We start from the raw sequence: 24,549 nt of genomic DNA, 5'->3' as shown, positions 1-24,549 counted from the left end.
TCTCTCAGTCGATATTCAGGAATCCTCTGGAGTACAGGGCCGCGCGACCGGCGATATGGACCCGGTCACCAGCGACCCGGCAGGCGAGCTCACCCCCCCGTTCCGAGACCTGTCGCGCCGACAGTTCCGTCTTCCCCAGCCGGTCAGCCCAATAGGGAGCGAGCGTGCAGTGCGCCGATCCCGTCACCGGATCCTCGGGAATTCCAGCCTGTGGTGCAAAGAAACGAGAAACGAAATCCACATCTTCTCCGGGAGCGGTGACAATAATTCCGGTGCAGTCGAGTTGCGAGAGTTCCGAAAATTCTGGTTCCAGATTTCTTACAGTTTCCTCAGAATCAAAAACAACGAGAAGATCACTCGCTTTATGAGCTTCCAAAAAAGGAGTCGCAAATGAATTCACGAGATTCGGAAAGGGATCAATTTGCACGGCCGGCCGAGCCGGGAAATCCATGACCAGGTACGAGCCGGTTCGTGAAACGTGCAGGTCACCGCTTTGGGTGCGAAATGCGATCATATCTCCCTGGTATTCAAGTTCCTGGAAGAGGACGAAGGCGCTGGCCAGGGTCGCGTGACCGCAGAGATCGACCTCGATTGTCGGCGTGAACCACCTCAACTCGTAATGATCTTCTCCGGGCACGAAGAAGGCAGTTTCTGAAAGGTCGTTTTCGGCTGCAATTCGCTGCATGAGTGAGTCGTCGAGCCACTCCAAGAGCGGACACACTCCGGCAGGATTCCCGCCGAAAATTTCGTCAGTAAATGCGTGGATTACGAAATATGGGATCATAATGTTATTCCTCGACATTATCAAGTAAATATTTTTTGAAGAATTCAAACTTTTTTCGATGGAAATGAAGACGATAATTCGACAGCCTGATTCCGTGACGTGTGCGGGGATAGATCACGAGTTCAAATTCCTTGTCGGCTGCGGCCAGCTTGCCGATCATCTGCAGCGAGTTCTGGAAATGGACGTTGTTATCCATCGTGCCGTGAGCGAGAAGCAACTTGCTGTCGAGGTCTTCTGCGTACGTGAGTGGTGCCGAAACCTCGTATCCCTGCGGATTGTCCCGGGGAGTGTCCATGTACCGTTCGGTGTAGATGGTGTCGTAGAGCGCCCAGTCGGTGACCGGCGCATAGGCGACGCCGGCGTGGAAAACTTCGGGTGCCTTCAGCAGACAGAGGAGCGTCATGTATCCGCCATAGCTGCCGCCGTAAACCGCAATCCGTTCTCGATCGACCCATGATTGCCGCTCGAGCCAGCGTGCGGCGGCGAGCTGATCGGCAACCTCGAGTTGGCCGAGCCGCCGATGGACCGCCGCCTCGAAAGCGTGGCCGCGCCCCCAAGTGCCGCGGTTGTCGACCAGGAACACCGCGATGCCCATCTCTGCGAGGAGGCGATAGGTGTTGTGAACGGAACCTCCCCAGCGGTCGGCGGTCAGCTGAGAATGTGGGCCGCCGTACACGTAGAGGACCACCGGGTAGCGCCTGGTTGGATCGAAATTCCGGGGCCTGAAGAGCAGGGAGAAGAGCTCGGTTCCGTCATCCGCGGTGACCGATCCCGGTTCCGGCCACAGCAGGTCCCAACCACGCAGCTGGTCTCCGGATTTCCAGAACGTGCCCACAATCGTCCCGTCCGCGGCGATCAGGTCGGCTCGTGGAGGCATGTCGAGGGCCGACCACTGGTCGATCACATACGAGCCGTCCGGGGCGACGGTGCCGCTGTGAACTCCTCGGATGGAATCGCCAATCGGTTGGATCGCGCCGTTTGAGAGATCGACCCGGAACAGCGTACGCTGACGGTGGTCTCCCCGGTTGGCAACGATGACCGCGTTCTGCTGATCGCTATCGGCGCCGAGGAGATTTTCGATCTGCCATTCACCGGAGGTGAGCTGGCGAGAGGAGCGACCGTCGGACGTGTACAGGTAGAGATGGCGCCACCCGTCGCGTTCCGATGTCCAGAGGAATCTGCCGTCGGCCAGAAAATGGAGATCGTCGCGGATGTTGATCCATGCCGGGTCACGGTCGGTGAGCAGGGTGCGAACCTTGCCCGTTTTCGGGTCGCCGACCATCAGATCGTGCTCTGTCTGGTCGCGGTTGAGGCGCTGGACCCAGACCTCGCCCGAGGGCGTCCATCCGGCGCGCGGCAGGTAGAAATCGCCCTCGCCGGTATCGAACCACGACGGGTCGCCTCCCTCGAGATCGACGACGCCCAACTTCACGACCGGATTTGCGGTCCCGGCCTTCGGGTACCACTGCTCTTCGAGCTCGGGGTAGGGCATGGAATCTCCGGTGATCGGGACGATGCCAACCGGACGTTCGTCAAACTGAAGAAATGCAATCTTGGATCCGTCCGGCGACCACCAGTACGAGCGTTCGACGTCAAGCTCCTCCTCGTAGACCCAGTCGGCGACCCCGTTGAGCAGGTAGGTACGTTCGCCCCGGTCGGTTACTTGTGAAATCGCTCCGGTCTCGAGATTCAGTCGATGGACGTCACCGTTCTTGACGAACCCGAGCTCAGTACCGTCCGGGCTGAACGCGGGAAAGATCTCCTGCGTGCTGTCGCTGGTCAAGAACTTCGCTTCTTTCGAGGCGAGGTTGAAGAGGAAAAGATCCCCGGAGAAGCCGCCGACCAACGTCGTGCCGTCCGGTGAAAGGACCGCTGCTACGCGGAGTGACGCGGAGCTGTTCGGATTGCTCATCACGGGTTTCTCGTAATCGGGTCGAAGGTCAGAGAGACTCTTCATCACGGCCGTCCAGTCGGCCAGCTCGACGGGTGCGCCACCCGAGATATCGCCCCGCCACAGCGTTTTCTGTTCACCTCTGGAAGTGAAATAGATGAAATGCTCGGCGTCCGGAAGCCAGGTGACGCCACTCAGTTGCTCCAACGCAAGTGCATCTTGCTCGAAGACTGACTCGAAGGTCGGACGTCTGCCGGGCTCTTCCGCGAATGCAGTCGACGTGACCAGAATGCAGCACAGGACAGGCGTGATCTTGCGCATTGGCTCCTCTCCCTGCGGAGGAGTCTACTCCTCCCTGGCCAGGGGAGATCAGCCGCCGTTTTCGGGTGGGTCTTCTATCGCCACCAGGAGCTCTCTCGCCGTTTCCGCCAGAGAAACAGGCACCAGAAAGGCGACCACACCCGCCCTCGGGTTGAAGCGAAAGGGTGAAAGGCTCCCGCGGAAAGCATCGAATCGTTCCTGGCCGACGACCACGTGCGGAATGCCGTTGTTGTCCAAAAACGAACGGACGATCGGCACCTCGGCAGGATCGGATGTTTCGAATACCGGCTCGAGTTCCTGTCCGCCGTCGTCGCCAGGAGGCGTGTCATGTCGATGCCACTGATCATCCTGCGCGACATGATCGGCCCCCTCTGCCACGATTGGGTCGGGAAGAGAGTCGGTCAAAGCTTCGCCGCAGTACGGGCACACGCTGACACCTGCTCGGTACTCACCGTGAATCCCGGTGGAGATGAAATCGGGACAGTCTCGATTTGTGCAGTACATCTGACGGCTCCTCGGGCGAATTATCCACCGAAGTGGCACTGAGGTCCAACGTCGAAACGGTCAATCAGTGGCGTTCTGTGTTTCAATTGCGCTATGAGTTCAGAACGAGTGCTCGGTGTTTTCATGTCCGATGGTTCACCGTTGCGCGATCTCGCGCGGGAAGCGTGGCTCATGGATCGCGCAGCGGAGGGAGACGCTTCGTTGTTTCTCACGTCGTGGGAGGGACCGGTTGTGGTTCTGGGCTACGCACAACCACCCGAGGATGCCGATCTCGATTGGTGCCGCGCAGAGGACGTGCCGGTGTTCAGGCGCCTGACTGGAGGCACGGGCGTTGTGCATCGACGAGATCTCGGGGTTGGCCTGACCATTCCGGCCAACCATCCCTGGGCAGACGGTGTGGTTCGTTCCTACGACCGTTTCCTCGAAGTCCTCGAGCCTGCGCTGAACTCTCTCGGTTCGGGTGTGACACGCCTTGCTGCGCCGGCCCATGCGAGCCGTGTGAGGTCGCCGATCTGCTTCCTCGACCAGCTCTCCGACACTCTCGTGGTGGACGGGAAAAAGGCAGTCGGATGTGCCCAAACCCGGCGCCACGGTGCGGTTCTGATACACGCTGCAATTCTCCTCGGTCTCGATGCGGCGCTCTATTCGAGCGTGTTCGGGGTGGCAGAGGAGGAGGTCGCGGCGGGACTCGCCCCCGCCCTGAGGGGTGTGGACTGGCGCGAGACAGCCGATGTCCTGGTCGGAGCGTTTGCCGATGCGCTTCGGCTCGAGGCTGAAGAGCGTCCTCTCGCTCCGATGCCGCCGAAGTACCTCGCCCCTTATGCGGACTCGAAGTGGGCGCCCGTGCGCTGACCCACATGATTGATGAGGTCCCGTGATCCATGGGGTCCCCATCGCCGTCGCAGGTCTCGGGTGGCGCGGAAAAACGGTCCTCACCGCATGTCGGTGATTGATTTTCAGAGATTTTTCTCAAAAACACTCGGCATATCCTTGACATCGATTTTTTCGAATCGTATTTTTCTGACTGAGTACTCAGTCAGTTTCTGAATGGAGTGCCGTGAAGTCCAAGCGAGCAGCAATCCTCGAAGCCGCCACATGGCTCTTTTCCACCAAGGGTTATCAGGAGACATCGACAACTGAAGTGGCGCGGATGACGGAGTCGGCGGAAGGGACCGTTTTTTATCACTTTGAAAGCAAGGAGAAGCTGTTTCTGGCGGCGCTGAAAGACGCGAAGGATCGTATCGACAACGCTTTCGAAGAGTTCCTGCCTTCGACCGGGGACCTTTCGGGTATCGAAACTCTCGAAAAACTGGTGGCGTTCTATTTGCGGCTGGCTGCGGACAACGAAGCTCAGTTCATGCTTCTTCACAGGCATCACGCGTATGACTTGGCCAAAGGTAATGAGGAGTTTCGTGCTCTTTTGGAGACAATCTATGACCGAATCGTGAAAGCGTTCGAAAACGCGATTGAACGCGGACAAAACGATGGAACGATGGGGGAGCTGCCGGTGCACAAAACCGCCCTACTCGTGTACATGATGATTGACGGATTGGTCCGGCTGAAGAACTACAACCTTTACGATGCAGACTCGTTAATCGAAGATTTCCTCGAGGGCGTTCGAAGGTTGGTTCAGGCGGAACGGGTGGGGGGGTAGGTCGTGCGCGTCCTGATAATGATCCTGCCCTTTTTGTTGTGGATCAAGGAATCCAACTTGTCGACGGTGAAGGACGATCTCCTGTCCGGTTTGACCGTTGCACTGGTGTTGATTCCGCAGAGCATGGCATACGCGCAGCTGGCAGGACTGCCGCCACATTTCGGTCTGTACGCCTCGTTCCTTCCGCCGATGGTGGCTGCGCTCTTCGGTTCCAGCCGTCAGCTGGCGACGGGACCGGTTGCAGTCGTTTCGCTGATGACATCCGCCACCCTCGAACCGCTGGCCACCGCTGGCAGCGTCGAGTACATCGAGTACGCCGTGCTCCTCGCCCTGCTCGTCGGGCTGTTCCAGTTCCTGCTGGGTGTCCTTCGCCTCGGCGTGGTGGTCAACTTCCTCTCGCACCCCGTGGTCAACGGTTTCACCAACGCGGCCGCCATCATTATCGCGACCTCACAGCTCGACAAGATTTTCGGCGTCAGCGTGGAAAAGGCGGAGCACCATTACGAAACGGTGGCGCGGACGGTGGCAGCCGCGATCGAATGGACGCATCTGCCGACCCTGGCCATGGCCGTGCTGGCATTTGCCATCATGATGGGCCTGCGACGAATCAATCCGCGGATTCCAAACGTTCTGATTGCGGTGGTCGTGACCACCGCGCTTTCGGCGGTGTTTCACTTCGAGCACAACGAGGTGGTGGCGGTGCCGGACATCGAGTCTTCTCGGCTCGAAAGTCTGGTCGAGGAATTCAATTTCGCCGTGGACCTCCAAAAAAGAGTGAATGAGGTGAGGTCGAACGCGGGATCCCTCAGCAGTGAAATCGAAACCAAAGCGATCGACAGTCAATGCCAGCGCTGCCACGGACCGCGGGAGCCCGAAGCGCTCGTGTTGGCCCCTGGCGCGCGCGATGATCTCGGAATCGAAGGGAGGACACTCGCCCTTCATCATATGGCGGGTGTGCTCGACGTGCACGCCGCGGAGATCAAGGAGGAGATCTCCTCCCTGCGTTCGGAGCTGCGCTCGATGGTCTTTGCCAGGGTTCCAGATGGCAACCAAGGGAGGTTTTACGAGCAGGCGCTGTTGCCCGAGGGGAGCCCCACCGACGGTCGCCATTGGCGTTTGAAGGTCGGCAACAATCCGCTCGATCCGGATGCCCTGTTGATGATCGGCGGGGGCAACGTTGTCGGCGTGATCCCGCGCGGCCTGCCGTCGGCCAAGGCACCTCGGCTGGACATGAATGTCATTCCAAAGCTGCTCACCGCGACGGTCATCATTTCCCTGCTCGGCTTCATGGAGGCGATCTCGATCGCCAAGGCGATGGCTGCAAAAACCGGCCAGCGGCTGGATCCGAACCAGGAGCTCATCGGCCAGGGCCTCGCCAACATGGTGGGTTCAGTCGGTCAGAGCTATCCTGTCTCGGGAAGTTTCTCCCGCAGCGCAGTCAACCTCCAGGCCGGCGGCAAGACCGGTCTCTCGAGCGTGATCACCAGCTTCACGGTAGTCATCGTTCTCCTGTTTTTTACGCCTCTGCTCTATCACCTGCCGCAGGCCGTCCTTGCCTCGGTCATCATGATGGCGGTCATCGGGCTGGTGAACGTCACAGGATTCGTGCATGCCTGGAAGGCCAAGAGGTATGACGGCATCATCTCGGTGACATCATTCGTCGCGACTCTTGCCTTCGCCCCACATCTCGACAAGGGAATCATGATCGGTGTCGTGCTTTCGGTGGCGGTCTTCCTCTACAAGAGCATGCGGCCCACGGTCATCAGCCTTTCCCGCCACGAGGACGATTCGTTGCGGGCCGCACAAACACACGGTCTCGAGGAGTGCCGATTCATGGACGTCGTCCGATTCGACGGGCCGCTCTTCTTCGCCAACGCGAGTTACCTCGAGGACAAGATCAACGAGCGCATGCAGGCGAAACAAGACTTGAGGCACATCATCATCGTGAGCAACGCGATCAGCGATATCGATGCGTCCGGCGAAGAGACGCTTTCTCTGCTCGTCGACAGGGTCCGAACTGCCGGCGTCGACATCTCGTTCAGTGGCGTTAACGAGTCTGTCATGGATGTCCTGGAGCGGACCTTCCTGATAGAGCGAATCGGTCGCGACCACATCTACCCAACCATGGAACAGGCCATTCGGGCGGTTCACGCTCATGCCCATAATGAGGGAGAAGAGGAGCCGTGCCCGTTGACGACAACCGGCCGCGCGGGTCAAATCAAGGTTCTGGACGGGGGTCCCTGATGTCGATCATTTCGGTGTTCAGTGGGAGTTTCTGCCAAGCGGAAGCAATTGTTCCCTTGCTGCTCGAGCGCACCGGCTTCGTGCACGTTGCGGATGAAGAGATCGTCCGACGAGCGAGTGAGCTTTCCGGCGTGTCGCAAGAGAAGCTCGTGCGATCGCTATCGGCGAAATCATCGGTTTTCAACAGCTTCACTGGGGAACCGGAGCGATCCATCGCCAACCTCCGCTACGCGGTTGCGGAGCGGCTTCTCGATGACGAGTTGGTGTTGGAAGGATTTTGCAGTCACCTGATCCCACGGACGATCACCCACGCTCTTCAGGTGTGTCTGATCGCCGACATGGCGGCGCGCATCGACCGGGCTGTTGCAGAACAGGACCTCAAGCAAAAGGAGGCCGGCAAGTTGGTCCGCCGGAGGGACGAGAAGGCGACGGCCTGGGTACTGGCTGTGGCGGGTTCGCAAGATCCCTGGAATCCGGATCTTTACGATGTGCTGATTCCGACCGACAAGACGGACCTGGATGCGGCCGTCGATCTGATCGTAGGCAGCCTGCAAAAAGATGTCGTTCAAGTGACGCCGTCTTCGAAGAAGGCAGCCGAGGACTTCTTCGTGGCAGCCCGCGTCGAGCGAGCGCTCGCCGAGAAGGGCCATTACGTTGATGTCGAGTGCTCCGATGGAGCGGTGACCCTTACCATCAACAAGAACGTTCTCATGCTCGGCCGGCTCGAGGACGAGCTCAAGGCAATCGCAGCGCCGGTCGAGGGGGTTCGCTCGGTGGAAACCCGTGTCGGGAAGGACTTCTACAAGCCGGACATTTATCGCAAAATGGACTTCAAGGAACCGTCGAGGGTGTTGCTCGTCGACGACGAACGAGAGTTCGTGCAGACGCTCTCCGAACGTCTTGAAATGCGGGATGTCGGTTCGGCCGTGGCATATGACGGCGAATCAGCCCTGAAGATGGTGGAGGATGACGAGCCGGACGTCATCATCCTCGACTTGCGGATGCCGGGCATCGACGGGATCGAGGTGCTGCGCCGCGTGAAGCAGACTCACCCGCACATCGAGGTGATCATTCTCACGGGCCACGGTTCCGAGGAGGACCGGCAGACCTGCATGGAGCTCGGTGCGTTCGCCTACCTGCACAAGCCGGTCGACATCGAAGCGCTCAGCGAAACCCTGAGGCAGGCCAATGAAAAGGCGCGTGCCTCCGGTGGTGGGGACGAATCACGGACGGACGGGAGCGGGTGAAGAAGCTGGATCAATCCGACCAGCGCTGGAAGCTGGGAAAACGACCCGCATCCTGGGGTGCTCCGGGCGGCCCTGACTCGCCACAACAACACTCCCTTAATTTGCGCCGTCTGTGGCAGATCACGGTCCTCATCATGACCGTCGTTTCACTCGTGCCGCTGCTTTTGATGTCTGCGGCCGATTACCGGGTGACGCAACAGTCAATCGAATCAGAGTTCCTTCTTCGCACGTCTCGCACCGTATCGAACACGAAGCGGGTGGTAGCCTTCTCGCTGCTGGAACGGACTGCCGCGCTCGATTTCATAGTCCAGGACAACGAGTACGGCGAACTCACCGACTGTGCTCGACTCGAGGAGATTCTCAGTCATCTGCGGCAGAGCTTCGGTGGGTTCGTCGATCTCGGCGTCATCGATTCTTCCGGCCGGCAAACGTGTTATGTGGGGCCGTACGATCTTGCTGGCGTCAACTACAGTGACCAGGATTGGTTTCAGAGTGTGCGGGATCACGGGTATATGCAGATCAGTGACGTATTCCCCGGCTTCCGGCAAGTTCCCCACCTGGTGATTGCCGAACGGCACGAGCTACCCGGCGGCGGTTTCTATGTGCTCCGAACATCTCTCGAGGCGGAATTCTTCAATACCTTGCTGGCCGATCTCGAACTGAGCGGCAACGGAGATGCGTTTATCATCAATGGCGAGGGCGTGCTGCAGACCTCCTCTCGGCTGCACGGCGACGTCCTCGAAACGATATCCCTCGAGGTGCCCGAGTACTCGGAGTCGACCCGGGTCTACGAGACCGGGACTCCGGACGGAAACGACGTACTGATCGGCTATTCGAACATCCCTCAGACGCCGTTCATCCTGATGATCGTCAAGCAGAAGGCGGTGTTGATGGAGCCCTGGCGCGACGCGCGCCGACAGCTTATCGGCTTTCTCGCGATCAGCATCTCCGGCATCCTGGTGGTCGTGCTGGCAGTCACTACCTATCTCGTGAACAGGATCCGCTTGGCAGATCTGCGTCGCCTGGCCACCCTTCATCAGGTGGAGTATGCGAACAAGATGATATCTCTCGGTCGGCTCGGCGCCGGGGTGGCCCACGAGATCAACAATCCGCTCGCAATCATCAATGAGAAGGCAGGTCTCATCAAAGACCTCTTCACGTATACCGATCGTTATGCCGACGACCCGAAGCTGATGGATATCGTGGATTCGATTCTCTCATCGGTAAAAAGGTGCTCGGACATCACGCGCAGACTGTTGAACTTCGCCCGCGACACCGACCAGGAGACTACACTGGTGGACCTCGAGGAGACGGTTACCGAGGTTCTGGGATTCGTGGGCAAGGAAGCGGAGTATCGTTCAATCGAGGTCGCGATTGACATCGACCCAGACCTTCCCGCGATCGAGACGAATTGCGGCAAGTTACAGCAAATTCTCCTCAACCTGATCAACAACGCATTTGCGGCGGTCGAGGATGGTGGACACATCGAGATATCGGTCAGTCAGCCGTCTTCGGATTCGATCGCGATCGAGGTTGAGGACGACGGTTGCGGGATGACCGACCACGAGCTCACGCGGGTGTTCGAGCCGTTTTATACAACCAAGAGCAAGCACGGAGGTACCGGACTCGGTTTGTCGATCACCTATACGCTGGCCCAGGAACTGGGAGGCAGCATCGAGGTGGACAGCGAACCTGGCAAAGGCACACGTTTTCGCGTCATTCTGCCTCTGGCCAAGCCTCAGGAGAAGGGAGCCACAGATGAGGGTACTTCTGGTTGACGACGAGGAAGAGCTGGTCACGGCTCTCGCTGAACGTCTCTCCTACAGGGGCATAGAGGCCGATTGGTCAACCTCGGGTAAACGAGCGCTGGAGCTCGCCGCAGAAAAACCGTATGACGTAGCGGTGCTCGATGTGAAGATGCCGAATCTCAGCGGCATCGAGCTCAAGAAGAAACTCGAGAAGGCGCGACCCGACATGCGGTACATCTTTCTCACCGGACACGGGTCCGAGGAAGACTTCAAGGCCGGTTCGGCCGAGGCTTCCCGCTACCTCGCCAAACCCCTCGACATCGATCTGTTGATCGAAGCCATGGAACAGGCGGTAACGCAATGAAGGCGAACACCGACTGGCAGGCCATAGCCCGAGAGGAGATTCGCTTCTTCGGCGATGTGTCCGCCGGCATCAGTCACGAGATCAACAACAGGCTCGCGGTGATCAACGAGAAAGCCGGCCTGTTGCAGGATTTGGCGGCGATGCTGGCCCACGGCAAGGACGTCGACCCGGTTCGTTTCGAGGAGCAGAGCAAGAAAATCGTGGAACAGGTAACACTGGCCAGGGAAGTGGTGCGCGGCCTCAATCGGTTCGCGCACAGCGCCGATGAAGAGCTTGCCGAAGTCGAGGTTACCGAGCTTCTGGGTCTGGTGGCTGCGCTGTATGCGAGAAAGGCGAAAACGGCCGAGGCTGAGCTGCTGGTTTCGGATGCCGGCGAGCCCGTAACCGTGCGGACGAACCCGTTCATGTTGGAAAGTCTGATCGGGCGAGGATTCGAGTTTGCCCTGGCGCGAGTTGGGGGAGCCCGGACCGTATATGCCGCCGTCGAAAATGCCAACCGGGGCTTCACGGTGGCATTCAGCGGTCTCTCAAGCTTGACCGGACCGAGCGACTTACCGGGGTCGAATCAGGATGGTGTTTCCGAGATCCTCGGTTTTTTCGGGGCCAGCTACAGGGTCGAACCGGACGGTACGGCCTTGCACCTCGACGTTCCCTATCCCGAGGGTCTGTCGCATGGGAGGACAGCATGACGGAAAAGGTGTTACTGGTAGATGACGAAGAGGAGTTCGTGGATACGCTTGCGGAACGGATGAGAAATCGTGGCATGGAGGTGTCCACCTCCAACTCCGGGAAAGATGCCCTCGATCTGATCGACAGCGATTCTTTCGACGTCGTGGTTCTCGATCTCCAGATGCCCGGAATGGACGGCATCGAGGTATTGGAGCGGATCAAGCAACGCAGACCCGATATCCAGGTGGTGCTGCTCACCGGCCACGCCACGGTGGAGAAGGGTGTCGAGGCGATGAAGCAGGGCGCACTCGAGTTTCTCGAGAAGCCGATCGACTTCTCGAAGCTTTCCGAAATCATTCACAAGGCCAAGGCAGAAAAAATGATTCTCGTGGACCAGGACACCGAAGAGCGAATCCGAGAAATTATCCGCGGTAAGAGCTGGTAAGCCGCCCAACGGAGACCGAAGGTAAGGGCGGGGTCGACAAAACACCCTCAGTCCGTCGGACCTCGGGCCGAAGCTCGAGGCCTCAAGTTCCTCCGAAATACCCTGCTACCATTTCCTGTTGTCGTAATTCGACCGGACAGAGCGAAGAGGGAGAACGTATGCCTCGGACGAAGGTGTATGAAGCGGTGACCGAACGGCTGGAAATCCTCGATTCGGAGGGCCAGGTGGATGCCGCCCTGATGCCCGAAATCGATGCCAGTCGGATACGCGATCTCTACCGCGACATGGTGCAGATGCGCACCTTCGACACCAAGGCGCTCAAGCTCCAGCGGCAGGGCCGCATGGGCACCTGGCCGCCGATCAAGGGTCAGGAAGCGGTGCAAGCAGGCGTCGCCATGGCGATGGGCGAAGACGACTGGTTGATCCCGGCCTTTCGCGAGCACGGCATCATGGTCCTGCGTGGTGTGCCGCTGCATCTGGTATTCGCCTATTGGGCGGGCGACGAGCGGGGGTCGAGCTATCCGGCCGGCGTGCGATGCTTTCCGGTAGCGGTGCCGGTCGGGAGCCAGTGGCAGCACGGCACTGGCGTCGGGCTTTCCTTCAAGCTGCGCGGTGAACCTGCGGTGGCCGTGACCTTTGGTGGCGACGGGTCGACCTCTGAAGGCGATTTCCACGAGGCGGTCAACTGCGCCGGCGTATACGGCGCCAACACGCTCTTCGTGATCCAGAACAACCAGTGGGCGATCTCGGTGCCCCTCCACCGTCAGACGGCGGCGGAGTCCCTCGCCCAGAAGGCGCACGCGTACGGAATACCCGGCATTCAGGTCGACGGAAATGATGTGCTTGCAGTGTACGCGGCAGCGACAGAAGCCATCGAGAGAATCCGGCGTGGTGACGGGCCGACCTTGATCGAGGCCGTGACCTACCGACTCGGTGATCACACCACCGCCGACGACGCGAGCCGGTACCGTGCCGAAGAGGAGCTCGAGAAATGGGAGGGGCGCGACCCGATTCTGCGGCTTCGCCGATATCTCGTCAGCCGGGAACTGTGGGATGACGATCAGGAGGCAGTGCTGCAAGAAGAAGCGGTGAGCTGGGTCGATGGTCAGGTCAAGGAACTCGAGGCCATGGAACCGCAGGCTCCGGAGGAAATCTTCACCTCGATGTACGACGCGCTGCCGCCGCATGTGGTCGAGCAAATGCAGTCACTGTTAGATGAGGTGCGGTCGTGAGCTCGCAGAAACCCGACCTACAACCGTTGCATGCCGTTCCGGAGGTGGCGACCGAGAAGCTCACCATCGCGCGCGCGGTCCGTGACGCGATGCTGGAAGAGATGGACCGGGACGACAGGGTGATCGTCCTCGGCGAGGATGTCGGAGTGGACGGAGGCGTATTTCGTGCGACTGACGGCCTCATCGAACGCTTCGGTTCGGAAAGGGTGATCGACACGCCACTCGCTGAAAGCGCGATCATCGGAATCTCGATTGGACTCGGAACAACGGGCTTTCGGCCGATCGCGGAGATCCAGTTCATGGGCTTCGTTTACCCGGCTATCAATCAGCTCTTCGGTCACGCGGCTCGGATGCGTAACCGCACGCGCGGGAGATTGAGTTGCCCGATAGTGGTTCGCATGCCCTACGGCGGCGGCATCCATCCACCGGAGCATCATTCGGAGAGCTACGAGGCCCTGTTCCTCAACACTCCCGGTATCAAGGTGGTCGTGCCGTCGAACCCGTACGATGCCAAGGGCCTCCTGATTTCCGCCATCCGTGACGACGACCCGGTGCTCTTCATGGAGCCGAAGAGAATCTACCGTGCCTTTCGCGAGGCAGTGCCTGCCGCGGGCTATACGGTGCCGATCGGCAAGGCGGCGGTGGCACGAGAAGGGACGGATGTCACCTTGATCGCGTGGGGAGCAATGGTCCGGGTTTGTCTGGACGCTTCGGAGGTTTTGGCTCGTGATGGCATCAGCGCCGAAATCATTGACCTGCGGAGCCTCAACCCGCTTGACCGGGAGACGATGCTTGAGAGCGTCGTCAAGACTGGCCGGGCGGTAGTGGTGCACGAGGCACCGCGAACCAGCGGCTTCGGTGCCGAGATCTCGGCCCAGATATCCGAGCACGCCCTGCTTCAGCTCGAGGCCCCCATAGAGCGGGTCACCGGTTTCGATGTCGTCTTTCCGCTGGCCAAGAATGAAAAGCTCTACCTTCCCTCGCGGAAACGAATCGTCAGGGCGGTCGAGAAGGTACTCGCCTTCTGATTCGCTCCGTTACCATAGGTGCCCGCGACCGGGTGCGCAAAACGAAGAGAGGCTGAGAGATGGCGTTCGTATTCAATTTCCCTGATGTCGGGGAGGGGATCCACGAGGGACGGATCGTCGAGTGGCTGGTCGCCGAGGGCGATGTGGTGACGGAGGACCAGCCGCTCCTCAAGGTCGAAACCGACAAGGCGGTGGTCGAATTGCCCTCGCCGCACGCCGGCTCCGTGCTCAAGGTGCACGTCGAAGCAGACTCGACGATTTTCGTTGGCGACCCGCTTGTGACCATCGGCGAAGCGGGTGAAGTGGTCCGGGACGTGGTTCAGCAGGATGCTGCACCCCGTACCGCAACACCTGCTGCGGACGAGCCGGCGGTCGCAGCTCCAACTGTCGCGGGTCGCCGTCCGCTGGCGACTCCGCGGACCCGGGCTCTGGCGCGCAAGCTGGGTGTCGATCTCTCCGCTGTGAGAGGGACCGGCCCAGGCGGGCGCATTACGGACGAAGACGTGCGACGCCCGGCCGCTGGGAGCGCGCCTCAACCCGAGGCGGTGCGACCGACCGGTGTGCCGGCGGTGACTGCGGATGGCGAGGTCGAGAGGGTTCCAATCACCCATCTCCGAAAAATGATCGCCAACGCGATGCGTGCATCCAAGCACAACGCCGCTCACGTCACCCACGTCGACGAGGCCGACGTGACCGAACTGGTGGCCCACTACCGTCGCGCCAAACCGACGATCGAGGAACGAACGGGAGTCCGCATCACGCTGCTGCCCTTCTTCATCAAGGCACTCGTAGCCGCCCTCGAGCAACACCCGATCTTCAACGCCTCGGTCGACGAGGAGAAGCAGGAGATCCTCTTCAAGAAGTACTACAACATCGGTGTGGCAGTCGACACACCCGAGGGCCTGATCGTACCGGTGATCAGGGATGCAGATTCGAAGAATTTGGTCGAGCTGGCCCGCGAGGTGGCGGACAAGGCCGAACGGGCCCGGTCACGCGAATTGGCGCTCGACGAGATCAGGGGCGGCAGCTGCACAATCACCAACATCGGGCCGTTGGGAGGGGTTTTCGCCACTCCGATCATCAATCAGCCTGAGCTCGCGATCGTCGGCCTGCACGCGATCAAAGAACGCCCCGAGGTCGTCAATGGTGAGATCGCGATCCGCAAGATGATGTATCTCAGCGTTTCGTTCGACCACAGATATATCGACGGCGCGCAAGGCGCGAGATTCATGAGCGATTTGGTGCACCTGGTCTCCGAGCCGATGGTGCTGATGGCGAGGTTCTGATGGTTGTAGGTTCAGTTTCCCGTGGTTGTCAGGTGGTTGTGATCGGCGCCGGTCCGGGCGGTTACGTGGCGGCTCTCCGTCTCGCGCAGCTCGGCAAGGACGTGATTCTGGTAGAGAAGAGTCCGACCCTGGGCGGTGTCTGCCTCAACGTTGGCTGCATTCCGTCAAAGGCGTTGATCCACGCGGCAGACCTGGCGCACGAGGCGCGGCACGCCGGGAATATGGGTCTCTCGGTCGAGGGCCTGACGGTGGACCAACCGAAGATGGTGGCGTGGAAGGACGGCATCGTGGAACGGCTGACAACGGGTGTCGCATTTCTCTGCAAGCAGAATGGCGTCGAGGTGGTCCACGGATCGGCGGAGTTCATCTCTGATCGTGCGCTCGCCGTGACCTCGGAAGAGGGCCGCATCGAGATCGAGTTCGAGCAAGCGGTGCTCGCCACCGGTTCGCGTCCTATGGCACTGAACGGCTTCGAGCACGATGGGGAGAAGATCATCGGCTCGACCGAAGCCCTCTCGTTGCAGGCGGTGCCGGACAAGATGGTGGTCATTGGCGCGGGGTACATCGGCCTCGAGCTCGGCACCGTGTACGCAAAGCTCGGTTCCGAGGTGTCGATCGTCGAGTTTCTGCCCGAGGTCGCACCGAATCTCGACCCCGAGGTGGGTAAGGCCCTCATTCGCCAGCTCAAAAAGTTGAAGGTCGAGCTGTACCTCAGCCATCGTGCGGAGTCGTTCGAACCGGGCGAGCCCTCGACCGTCGTCGCCCGCGGACCGAAAGATGAGGAACTGAGGCTCGAGGCCGACGTCGTGATGATGAGTGTGGGCCGCGTGCCCAACGTGGAAGGTCTCGGGCTGGAACAGGCCGGGGTTGCGACCGACGAGAAGGGATTCATCGAGGTCAACGAGAAGATGCAGACCTCCACCCCCGGCATCTACGCTATCGGAGATGTGGTCGGCGGCGCCCTTCTGGCCCACAAGGCCTACCAGGAGGCCAAAGTAGCGGCGGAAGTGATTGCTGGGGAACCGGCCGCATTCGACAGCGTGGTGCCCGCCGTGATCTACACCGATCCGGAGGTCGCCTGGGTCGGGCTCGGTGAGGAAGAGGCGAAGGAGAAGGGCTATGACGTGGTCACCGGCACCTTTCCGTTCAAGGCCTCGGGCCGTGCCATGTCGCTCGATTCGACCGATGGTTTCGTCAAAGCGATTGCAGACGCCGATTCGAAGCAGCTCCTGGGCGTCGTTGCTGTTGGCCGCGGGGTCAGCGAGTTCATCGGCGAGGCCACCTTGGCGCTCGAGATGGGCGCCTTTCTCGAGGATGTCGGGCTGACGATTCACCCGCACCCGACAATGTCGGAAGCCCTGCAGGAAGCCGTCGAAGGGGCTCTGGGGCAAGCCGTCCACATGGTCAATAAGAATTAGGAATGAGGAATTCGGAATGCCACCCACCCTTCCGGCATGCGGGGGGGAGGGGTCGGAATTCCTGACTCCTCATTCCTCCTTCGGATCCTGCTACCCTGTTTGCCTCGAAGGGAGCGTGTTCATGAACCCATCGCGTCCAGGTACGGGGTGGATCGAGGTCATCGCGGGTCCGATGTTCTCGGGTAAGTCCGAGGAGCTGATACGACTTCTCAAACGGGCGATGATCGCCCGTCAGAGAGTCCAGGTCTTCAAACCCAAGCTCGACAACCGGTACTCGGAAGGCGATGTGGTCTCGCATTCGCAGATGCGGGTGCCCTGCGAATTGGTTGATCGTGCTGATGAAATCATGCCGCGGCTGGATCCCCGAACCGAGGTAGTTGGCATCGATGAGGCGCAGTTCTTCGATGATTCGTTGCCAAAGATCTGCGGGCACCTGGCAAACCTCGGGAAACGGGTGATCGCCGCCGGCCTCGACATGGACTACCGCGGCGTCCCCTTCGGCCCGATGCCGGTGCTTCTCGCTGTGGCAGAAGAGGTCCACAAGATCCACGCAATCTGCACCAGCTGCGGTGCCCCGGCGGCATACACCCAAAGGCTCGTCGAGTCTGACGAACTGGTGGTGGTCGGCGCGTCCGGCGCTTACGAGGCACGGTGCCGTCGGTGCCACGAACCGGAAGGTGCGCCGCCGGCGATCGAGCCGTGGCTCATCCCACCGGCGAACGTCTCGGCCAGCGAGTCAGAGGACTGAACATGCCCGGCCGCTGGTGGTGGATTGGCGGTGCGATTGCCATTGTCATAGCAGTGATCGCTGGTGCTGTGAGGCCCGGATCCGACGTGTCCGAAGTCTTTTCTGCGCTCTCAATTCTTTGGGCAATCATCAGCGGTCTGTTAGCCCTGAGGTGGGCCTGGCGATGGATGACGTATCGCGTCGGGACGCGCCTTTTCATCACCTACCTTCTGATCGGAGTGCTGCCGCTGCTGTTCGCCACTGCATTTGCGGGCATCGGCCTCTACGTCCTGATGGGCCAATACACCTCGGTGCGGTTCGGTACAGAGCTTGAGAAGCTCGAGGCGACGTTGTCAGGCGACTGCGAGGCGGTGTTGGAAATCGCCAGCGCGTCCGGGACCGACGCGGCGTTTTCCCTCCTCGAGAAGATGGCGGCCGATCCTCCGAGCCCGCTTTCGAGGGTCATTTGGTGGGCGTGGATCGACGGTGAAACGACAGCATCCTCCGACGAAACCGACGGTTTGGATTTCGACTGGCTGCCGCAAGGTATCTCCCTGCAGATCGCTCATCGGGACGAAATGACGTACTCAAGTGCTGCGAAGCGCCAGCCCTCAGGCAATCGGGTGGTTGCCCTGATTCCATTTGACCAGGACAACGAGGAAGCATTCAGCTCGCATTGGTGGTTCGATGTTGCATTTCTCGACCTCCACGACGAGCGTGGCGAAAGCCCGGAAAACGTTGATGCGGATGCTGCGAAGACCGACGACGGTGGCTCCGGACGGGGGGAAGTCCGCATTTCGGATGACGGTGTCTCCATCGACGACGGAGGACTCTGGGCGGATTGGGCCGAAGGGGGCGAGGGACTGCTCTCGAGGCCACTCATAATCTGGTTCCGGTCGGCGGCGGACGTGGTTGATCTGGGGTCGGGCGCGGTCGAATCGGATGCAACAGAAATAGCCCTGGTGAGGACCTCACCGCAGAACGTGTGGCGCGATTTCACCCTGTTTCGGTACGAGCTCAGGACAGAGTTGAAGAAAGCGCTCGCCGGTCTCGGCATCCTGTTTCTCGTCGGGTATGGACTGGCGCTGGCAGCCGCTGCGATGGTCGTACTCTCGATCGCGCGATCGACCTCGCGACTCACCCAGGGTGCACGACAGATCGAGCGGGGGAACCTCGATCACCGGGTGCCTGTGAAGCGCAAGGACCAGCTCGGCGACCTCGCCGAGTCCTTCAATCTCATGACTGATTCGGTCCAATCCATGCTGGCAGACGTTGCGGAAAAGGAGCGCCTCGCGCGCGAGCTCGAACTGGCACGGGAAATTCAGGAGAGCCTGCTGCCGTCCAGCCATCTCGAGATGGGCCCGGTGACGGTGCACGCCACCTTCAGGCCGGCGGCCGAAGTCGGTGGTGACTACTTCGACGTGTTTCCGCTGTCGACAGATCGGCTGGTGGTGGCGATTGGCGATGTGGCCGGCCACGGACTATCGACCGGTCTGCTGATGGCGAGCCTGAAATCGACAGTGGCCGCGCTGGTACACGAGGGCTACGGCGGGTCGGAGCTGATCGAAAAGGTCAACCACCTCCTCATGGCCGATGGCCACCATCGAACCATGATCACTCTTTCTGTGGTCGAAATGGATCTCGAAGAGGATTGGCTGACCCTGGCCAACGCCGGCCATTGCCCGGCACTGCTCGTTGGACCCAAGGGTCCGCCGGATGAGCTGGCCGCCTGCTCGCCACCGATCGGGAGCCGCCTCTGCCGGCCGGCATCGATGGATCGTCCTTTCCCGACCGGTCACCGCCTCGTGCTCTACTCCGACGGGCTGGTGGAAGCGCTGTCTCCTGCCGGCGAACCGTACGGATATGATCGTCTCGATCGGACGGTCGCAGGCGTGGAGGATCGATCTGGGGAAGGTCTCACCGCGGAGATCCTCGATTCCCTGGGTGCACACATTGACGAAGTCCCCCTCGCAGACGACCTGACGATTTTGATCGTCGAACGCAACTGATAAGCTTCGTACGATGGTGCTGACATGATCGCCGATCTCAAGCCCGGGATGAATGTGTGGCGCTTTCGCCTTCGCCGCCAGCTCGCACGTGGGGGGATGGGTTCGGTGTGGGCGGCGTGGGACGAGCGTCTCGATCGCGAGGTCGCTCTCAAGCTCCTGCCGCGAGTTCTGGTCTCCGAGAGTTCTGCCGAAGCGCGGTTCGAGCGCGAAGCGCGGGCCATGGCGCGGTTGCAGCACCCGAACGTGGTCAGCATTTTCGACGTCGGCACATTCGATCCGGGGGTGGGGGAAGAGCTCCCGTATCTCGTGATGGCGTTGATCCGCGGGCAATCGCTCAACGAGCTGATTGCCGAAGGCCCGCTCCCTCCGAGAAAGGCCGCGCGGATCATGGAGCAGGCGAGCCTTGCACTTGCCGCTGCGCACGAGGTCGGCGTCATCCATCGCGATCTCAAGCCCTCGAACATCATGGTCGGTGACGGCGGCCATGTGACAGTGTTGGATTTTGGCCTTGCTCGCCTCACCGAGCGAGAGGGGGAGACGCCGATCGAAACCCTGACCTCGCCGGGCATGGTATTGGGCTCGTGTCCTTACATGGCGCCAGAACAGGCCCTCGGAAAGGGCGTTTCGCCCGCATCAGACATCTTCTCCTGTGGCACTGTCCTTTACGAGGCTCTCTCCGGCGTGCGGGCATTCGATGGTGAGACACCACTCCAGGTTTTGCAGGCGGTCGTGCGATCGGAGTATCGCCCGCTCAACGAGGTTGCGCCGCAGACGCCTCAGGAATTGGTAGCGGTTGTCGAGCGCTGCCTCGAGCGTGAACCGAACCGTCGATATCGCTCGAACGCAGATTTGGCGCGTGACCTCACGATATTCCAGGGCACCGATGAAACCAGCCTCGCGGAAGCGCCGACCCTGGCGATCAGCTCTGGCAGGCTCGAGGCAGTGTCCGCGCGTCGTCGTCGTCTCGCGGTTCACGGAGCGATCATTACCGTAGCCGCGATCGTGGCCGGCATCCTGCTGGGGTGGTTTTTTGGCCGCTTCGACACGGAGCCCTTGCGCCCGGATCCGGGGAAGTGGCAGGCGCGGTCGCTGTTGGATTCGGTGGGCAATCTCGGTTTTCCCGGCTGGAACCCGGTTGGGACCGAGATCGCCGTCGCCAAGAACCACGCCGGATCGGGCGAGGTGATCGGCGTCGATGTTGCCCGCGGCCAGACCCGGTTGATCGTCGAGGGCGCTCCTGGCGAGGCCCTGAGCATGCCGCAGTACTCGCCTGACGGAAAGGCGCTGCTGCTCGAGGCGGTGGTGGCGGGCAGTCCAATACTCAGGGTCTTTCCGGTAGTCGGCGGGCAGCCGATCACCGAGGTGATCAACTCCGGCGGCGGCAGCTGGGAGAATAACGACGTATTCCTCTTTTCGAGGGAGGACGGTAAGGGGGGTTTCAGTCTTTATCGCTTTTCCGTGAGCCGGCAGGAGGCCGTCCGGGTGCGGGATTCCGAAGGTGGTCTTTCGTGGTATCGGGCGCTGGTACGGCCCGGTGGCGGTTTCGCCCTGCTCGCGGGGCCTTCAGCCAACCCAGACAGTCTCTTCGTGGCACGCGAGCTTTCCGGACCGGTCACGTCCTGGCTGCCTCCGGGCGAACGGATTTATGGCGTCGATTGGGCGGCTTCGGGACGGTCCGTTGTGGCGTCGGTGGGTGGTCAGATCGTTCGGGTCGATGAAAACGGAGGCGCCCCGGTGATCCCGAGATTGGAGAGGCTGTGGTACCCGTCCTTTTCGCCGAGCGGTGATCGGCTGGCAGTTGTGAACCGGAACACGATCAACGATCTCGTGGCTGTGGACCTGGATGGGGATGGTTGGAGCTGTCTGCTTTGCGGCGTGCCTGACAGCGGATGGGGGAGCGAGGATGAGAACGGGTCCGTGGCCTACCGGCGCAACGTTGTCGGCAGCGCGACGCTGTTTCTGCGCGAGCCCTCTGGTCGGGAAATTTCAATCACTGATCCGTCTGAAGATGCCTCGTGCCCTTCGATCTCTCCCGACGGTACGAGGATTGCGTATCTGGCGCAGGATGAACAGGGCCCCACCGCCTTGAGGGTTGTTTCCCGCAATGGAGGTGAACCCGTGACCCTCGCTGCAACAGTTGAAGGGTCCGAGTTCCCGAGCTGGTCGCCCGACGGTCGCTATGTGACGTTTGCCGCCGGTTCGCCGATCAAGGTATGGGTCGTCTCCGCTGCGGGCGGTGAACCGAGGGAACTCACGCCGATGGGCGGGGACTATCCGCAGTGGAGTCCCGACGGGCGTTGGATCGCATACTCCGTATGGACCCAAGACTCCGATCCGAACCAGGGCGCGTGGGTCGTGCCCGCTGAAGGGGGCACACCCAGGATGGTCGGCGAGCATCCGACCCGGATGGTTTGGAGCCGCGATGGGAGTCGTTTGTTGCAGCTCCGGCGCGCGGGCGACCGGATCGAGCTGTGGCAGGCGACGCCTGGAATCTGGTCCTGGTCCCGCCGCTCGGTTCTCGATTTCGGCGCCCCGGCAGCGTCGCATCTCGAGCACCTGCCGCTCACGGTGAGCCCCCGGACGGGTGAATTGGTGATGAATCGGCGCACGACCTCCAGCAGTCTGCTGGTCTTCAACGGCGTCGACCCGGACCGTTGGTGAAGATAGTAGCCTGCGGATCCAAGTGCATAATTTTTTAATGATTTAGGATGTTGTAAGCGCATATGTTTGATCGTTCGGCTTGCCGGTTTTCCGAGCATGACCTGCGGGCAAATGAAATGTCACAGCGGAGTCATTGTTGAACAGACGGTGAGACAGTGGTAGATTCGGCCCACGCTGCGCGCCCGGCAGGGTCGTGCGCGAGAAGTGGAGGAGAATGATGAGAAAGACATCTCTTTGGATCGCTTTGATGATCGCAGTCGTGGCAGTGTCCCTCAGCGCCCAGGCGCAGGACCACGAGTACGCGGGTGCCACCAAGTGCAAGATGTGCCATAAGGTGCAGTACGCTTCGTGGGAGAACACCAAGCACGCGAAGGCGACTGAAAACGCGAAGGCCTCGACCGGTGATCGGACCTTCTCGGCGGATTGCCTGGGATGCCACGCCACCAACTCGAGCGAGGACTTTCCTGGCGTTCAGTGTGAAGCCTGTCACGGGCCCGGCAACGACTACAAGAAGATGAGCATCATGAAGGACCTCGAGGCCGCGAAGGCGAACGGGTTGGTCATCCCGACCCAGGCGACCTGTGATGGCTGTCACACCGGTGACGATCACGCGACTGCGATGGTGATCGGCGACCAGCTCAGCAACAAAGAAGCGATCCACGAGTTCAAGAATCCCCCGGGGGAATAGCCAGAAAAGGCTCTTATCCACATCCAGATCTGCGCGGCTTCGGCCGCGCTTTTTTTTGGCTTGGGACCGGGGTCTGAGGTTCGATGCTTTCGTCCGGCCCAAGCCCCAGGCCTCAAGCCGCAAGCATCGAGCATCGAGCGGAGGATCGGTCAGTTGGCATCCTATGCATGCGGGTGTATCGTTCCGTGACGCGAGAGGAGGTTCATGCCGACTCAGGACAAAGGTGCCGCCATCTCGATGGATGAAGCTCTCCACCGAGCGGGTATGCAAGCGTTCCCGGAGCCGGTGCCAGGAGCCTCTGTCGGTGGCATCGGACTCGAGCCCGAGTTCTTCCCTATCATTCGCGACGAGAAGGGACGACCCCAAGGGCGGCTCCTGCTGACCCAGCCGGAGGGTTGTGGCGTGCTGGAGGTGGTGGATGAGCTTGCCGTGTCCGATGACCGCATCGGCGCACGTCGATCGAGTCCTCCGGCGGCGGTCGAGTACCCCGTCGATGGTGGAGGGCGGCTGACCTTCGAACCTGGAGCGCAGGTGGAGCACTCGACCGCCGTCTATCCCTCGGTCGCCACCGCCTGCACCGATGTCGGCGATATTCTCGGTCGGCTTCGGGGAGCGTTCGGCCGCCACAGCACAGTGCTCGCTGCGATCGGCATTGACGTCTGGCACGATGTGGACACTGTGCCGCAACAGCTCCGGGCCGGGAGATATACGGCCCAGGCGGCGTATTACCGGCAGCGGGGCCAGTGGGGCTCGGTCATGATGCGACACACAGCGAGCCTGCAGATCAATCTCGATCTCGGTCCGGAATGCGTTTGGCAGGAACGCTGGTTGATCTCCAATCTTTTGAGTCCACTGATGACCGCGACTTTCGCCTCCAGCCCGGGGCCGGGCGCGGTCTGCAGTCGTGCACGCGCCTGGCAGGAGCTCGACCCGACGAGGAGTGGATTCCCACGCCTCCTGGTGGAGGAACCTGACAACGATCCGCGCGGAGAATGGGGCCGTGCGGCACTCGAGGCCGACGTAATGATCTTCCGGGTTGACGGCGATCACTTCGAGCCCGGTTGCAGCGGTTGCAACTTCGAAAAGTGGATTCGCGAGGGTCACCCACGTTGGGGTTGGCCGACAGCCGACGATCTCGACTACCACCTGACGACGTTGTTTTTCGAGGTACGTCCCCGCGGCTTTCTCGAGCTCAGGGCCGGAGAAGCGCTCCCCGATCGTTGGCGTGTGGTGCCGGTGACCCTGACCGCCGCATTGCTATACGACGACAACGCACGCCACCGAGCGCTCGACCTTCTGGGTGTTCAACGATCCCGCCTCCCAGACATGTGGCGGAGGGCGGCGATCGATGGCGTCCGTGACCCTGAACTGCGAGATCTGGCGTGTAAGCTGTGGAGGATCGGACTCGAAGGCGCGAGATCGCTTCCCGACGGCTACGTCGCCGAAGAGGATATCGAGTCCGTCGAAGCCTATCTCGAGCACTACACCGCCCGCGGCCGCATGCCCTCTGACGAGGTGCTCGAGCTCCTCGAAGAGGACCCCGCACGCGCGCTTGAGTGGGCGAGTAGCTGAATCCGCCTAACCCGCCCGGCCGGCACGGTCCAACGGCTTCCCCCGCCCTCCCACCCT

At 60.9% G+C, this 24,549-nt stretch carries 20 protein-coding genes; 17 read left to right on the top strand and 3 right to left on the bottom strand.

Going from position 1 to position 24,549, the window contains the following annotated elements:
* Nucleotides 1-4: 4 nt before the first annotated feature.
* From LJE93_03830 to LJE93_03820, 3 genes are read right to left on the bottom strand one after another with little or no spacing between them, the layout of a single operon-like run.
* Nucleotides 5-802, bottom strand: coding sequence for a PhzF family phenazine biosynthesis protein (locus tag LJE93_03830; protein ID MCG6948031.1), 798 nt, complete (start codon nt 800-802; stop codon nt 5-7).
* Nucleotides 789-2,996, bottom strand: coding sequence for a S9 family peptidase (locus tag LJE93_03825; GenBank protein MCG6948030.1), 2,208 nt, complete (start codon nt 2,994-2,996; stop codon nt 789-791). Before LJE93_03825 ends, LJE93_03830 begins: the two co-directional genes overlap by 14 nt.
* 48 nt (nt 2,997-3,044) lie before the next feature.
* Nucleotides 3,045-3,500 (bottom strand): DUF2007 domain-containing protein, encoded by a 456-nt coding sequence (locus tag LJE93_03820; protein MCG6948029.1) that lies wholly within the window; start codon nt 3,498-3,500, stop codon nt 3,045-3,047.
* Between the two features lie 93 nt (nt 3,501-3,593).
* Between LJE93_03820 and LJE93_03815 the strand changes: the two genes are divergently transcribed.
* The 17 genes from LJE93_03815 (at nt 3,594) to LJE93_03735 (ending at nt 24,492) form a co-directional block, all read left to right on the top strand.
* Nucleotides 3,594-4,352 (top strand): hypothetical protein, encoded by a 759-nt coding sequence (locus tag LJE93_03815; GenBank protein ID MCG6948028.1) that lies wholly within the window; start codon nt 3,594-3,596, stop codon nt 4,350-4,352.
* A gap of 205 nt (nt 4,353-4,557) precedes the next feature.
* Nucleotides 4,558-5,154: a TetR/AcrR family transcriptional regulator gene (locus LJE93_03810; protein MCG6948027.1), complete on the top strand. Its 597-nt coding sequence runs from the start codon at nt 4,558-4,560 to the stop codon at nt 5,152-5,154.
* Nucleotides 5,155-5,172: 18 nt separating this feature from the next.
* Nucleotides 5,173-7,398, top strand: a complete 2,226-nt coding sequence (locus tag LJE93_03805) for an STAS domain-containing protein (protein MCG6948026.1) — start codon at nt 5,173-5,175, stop codon at nt 7,396-7,398.
* Nucleotides 7,398-8,645 carry a response regulator gene (locus LJE93_03800; protein ID MCG6948025.1) on the top strand — a complete coding sequence of 416 codons (1,248 nt, stop codon included), beginning with the start codon at nt 7,398-7,400 and terminating at the stop codon, nt 8,643-8,645. Before LJE93_03805 ends, LJE93_03800 begins: the two co-directional genes overlap by 1 nt.
* Entirely contained in the window at nt 8,642-10,423 is a 1,782-nt protein-coding gene (locus tag LJE93_03795; protein ID MCG6948024.1) for an ATP-binding protein, read from the top strand. The genes LJE93_03800 and LJE93_03795 overlap by 4 nt, the downstream gene beginning before the upstream one ends.
* Complete coding sequence (locus LJE93_03790) at nt 10,404-10,757, top strand: response regulator (GenBank protein MCG6948023.1); 354 nt, start codon at nt 10,404-10,406, stop codon at nt 10,755-10,757. Before LJE93_03795 ends, LJE93_03790 begins: the two co-directional genes overlap by 20 nt.
* Nucleotides 10,754-11,446, top strand: a complete 693-nt coding sequence (locus tag LJE93_03785) for a hypothetical protein (GenBank protein ID MCG6948022.1) — start codon at nt 10,754-10,756, stop codon at nt 11,444-11,446. The genes LJE93_03790 and LJE93_03785 overlap by 4 nt, the downstream gene beginning before the upstream one ends.
* The gene (locus LJE93_03780) at nt 11,443-11,871 is read left to right on the top strand and encodes a response regulator (protein ID MCG6948021.1); all 429 of its coding nucleotides are present in this window, start codon (nt 11,443-11,445) and stop codon (nt 11,869-11,871) included. Before LJE93_03785 ends, LJE93_03780 begins: the two co-directional genes overlap by 4 nt.
* Before the next feature lie 158 nt (nt 11,872-12,029).
* Entirely contained in the window at nt 12,030-13,103 is a 1,074-nt protein-coding gene (gene pdhA, locus LJE93_03775; protein MCG6948020.1) for a pyruvate dehydrogenase (acetyl-transferring) E1 component subunit alpha, read from the top strand.
* Nucleotides 13,100-14,131, top strand: coding sequence for an alpha-ketoacid dehydrogenase subunit beta (locus LJE93_03770; GenBank protein MCG6948019.1), 1,032 nt, complete (start codon nt 13,100-13,102; stop codon nt 14,129-14,131). The genes pdhA and LJE93_03770 overlap by 4 nt, the downstream gene beginning before the upstream one ends.
* 59 nt (nt 14,132-14,190) lie before the next feature.
* Complete coding sequence (locus LJE93_03765) at nt 14,191-15,417, top strand: 2-oxo acid dehydrogenase subunit E2 (GenBank protein MCG6948018.1); 1,227 nt, start codon at nt 14,191-14,193, stop codon at nt 15,415-15,417.
* The gene (gene lpdA / locus LJE93_03760) at nt 15,417-16,835 is read left to right on the top strand and encodes a dihydrolipoyl dehydrogenase (GenBank protein MCG6948017.1); all 1,419 of its coding nucleotides are present in this window, start codon (nt 15,417-15,419) and stop codon (nt 16,833-16,835) included. Before LJE93_03765 ends, lpdA begins: the two co-directional genes overlap by 1 nt.
* Before the next feature lie 121 nt (nt 16,836-16,956).
* Nucleotides 16,957-17,583 carry a thymidine kinase gene (locus LJE93_03755; GenBank protein MCG6948016.1) on the top strand — a complete coding sequence of 209 codons (627 nt, stop codon included), beginning with the start codon at nt 16,957-16,959 and terminating at the stop codon, nt 17,581-17,583.
* Nucleotides 17,535-19,571: a SpoIIE family protein phosphatase gene (locus tag LJE93_03750; GenBank protein ID MCG6948015.1), complete on the top strand. Its 2,037-nt coding sequence runs from the start codon at nt 17,535-17,537 to the stop codon at nt 19,569-19,571. Before LJE93_03755 ends, LJE93_03750 begins: the two co-directional genes overlap by 49 nt.
* Nucleotides 19,572-19,595: 24 nt before the next feature.
* The gene (locus tag LJE93_03745) at nt 19,596-22,232 is read left to right on the top strand and encodes a protein kinase (protein ID MCG6948014.1); all 2,637 of its coding nucleotides are present in this window, start codon (nt 19,596-19,598) and stop codon (nt 22,230-22,232) included.
* 217 nt (nt 22,233-22,449) lie between these two features.
* Entirely contained in the window at nt 22,450-22,920 is a 471-nt protein-coding gene (locus LJE93_03740) for a cytochrome c family protein (protein MCG6948013.1), read from the top strand.
* Between the two features lie 204 nt (nt 22,921-23,124).
* Entirely contained in the window at nt 23,125-24,492 is a 1,368-nt protein-coding gene (locus LJE93_03735) for a hypothetical protein (protein MCG6948012.1), read from the top strand.
* Nucleotides 24,493-24,549 lie beyond the last annotated feature (57 nt).

This window comes from Acidobacteriota bacterium (assembly GCA_022340665.1).
Classification (GTDB): Bacteria; Acidobacteriota; Thermoanaerobaculia; order Thermoanaerobaculales; family Sulfomarinibacteraceae; genus Sulfomarinibacter.
This window is presented reverse-complemented; position numbering and strand designations above follow the sequence as displayed.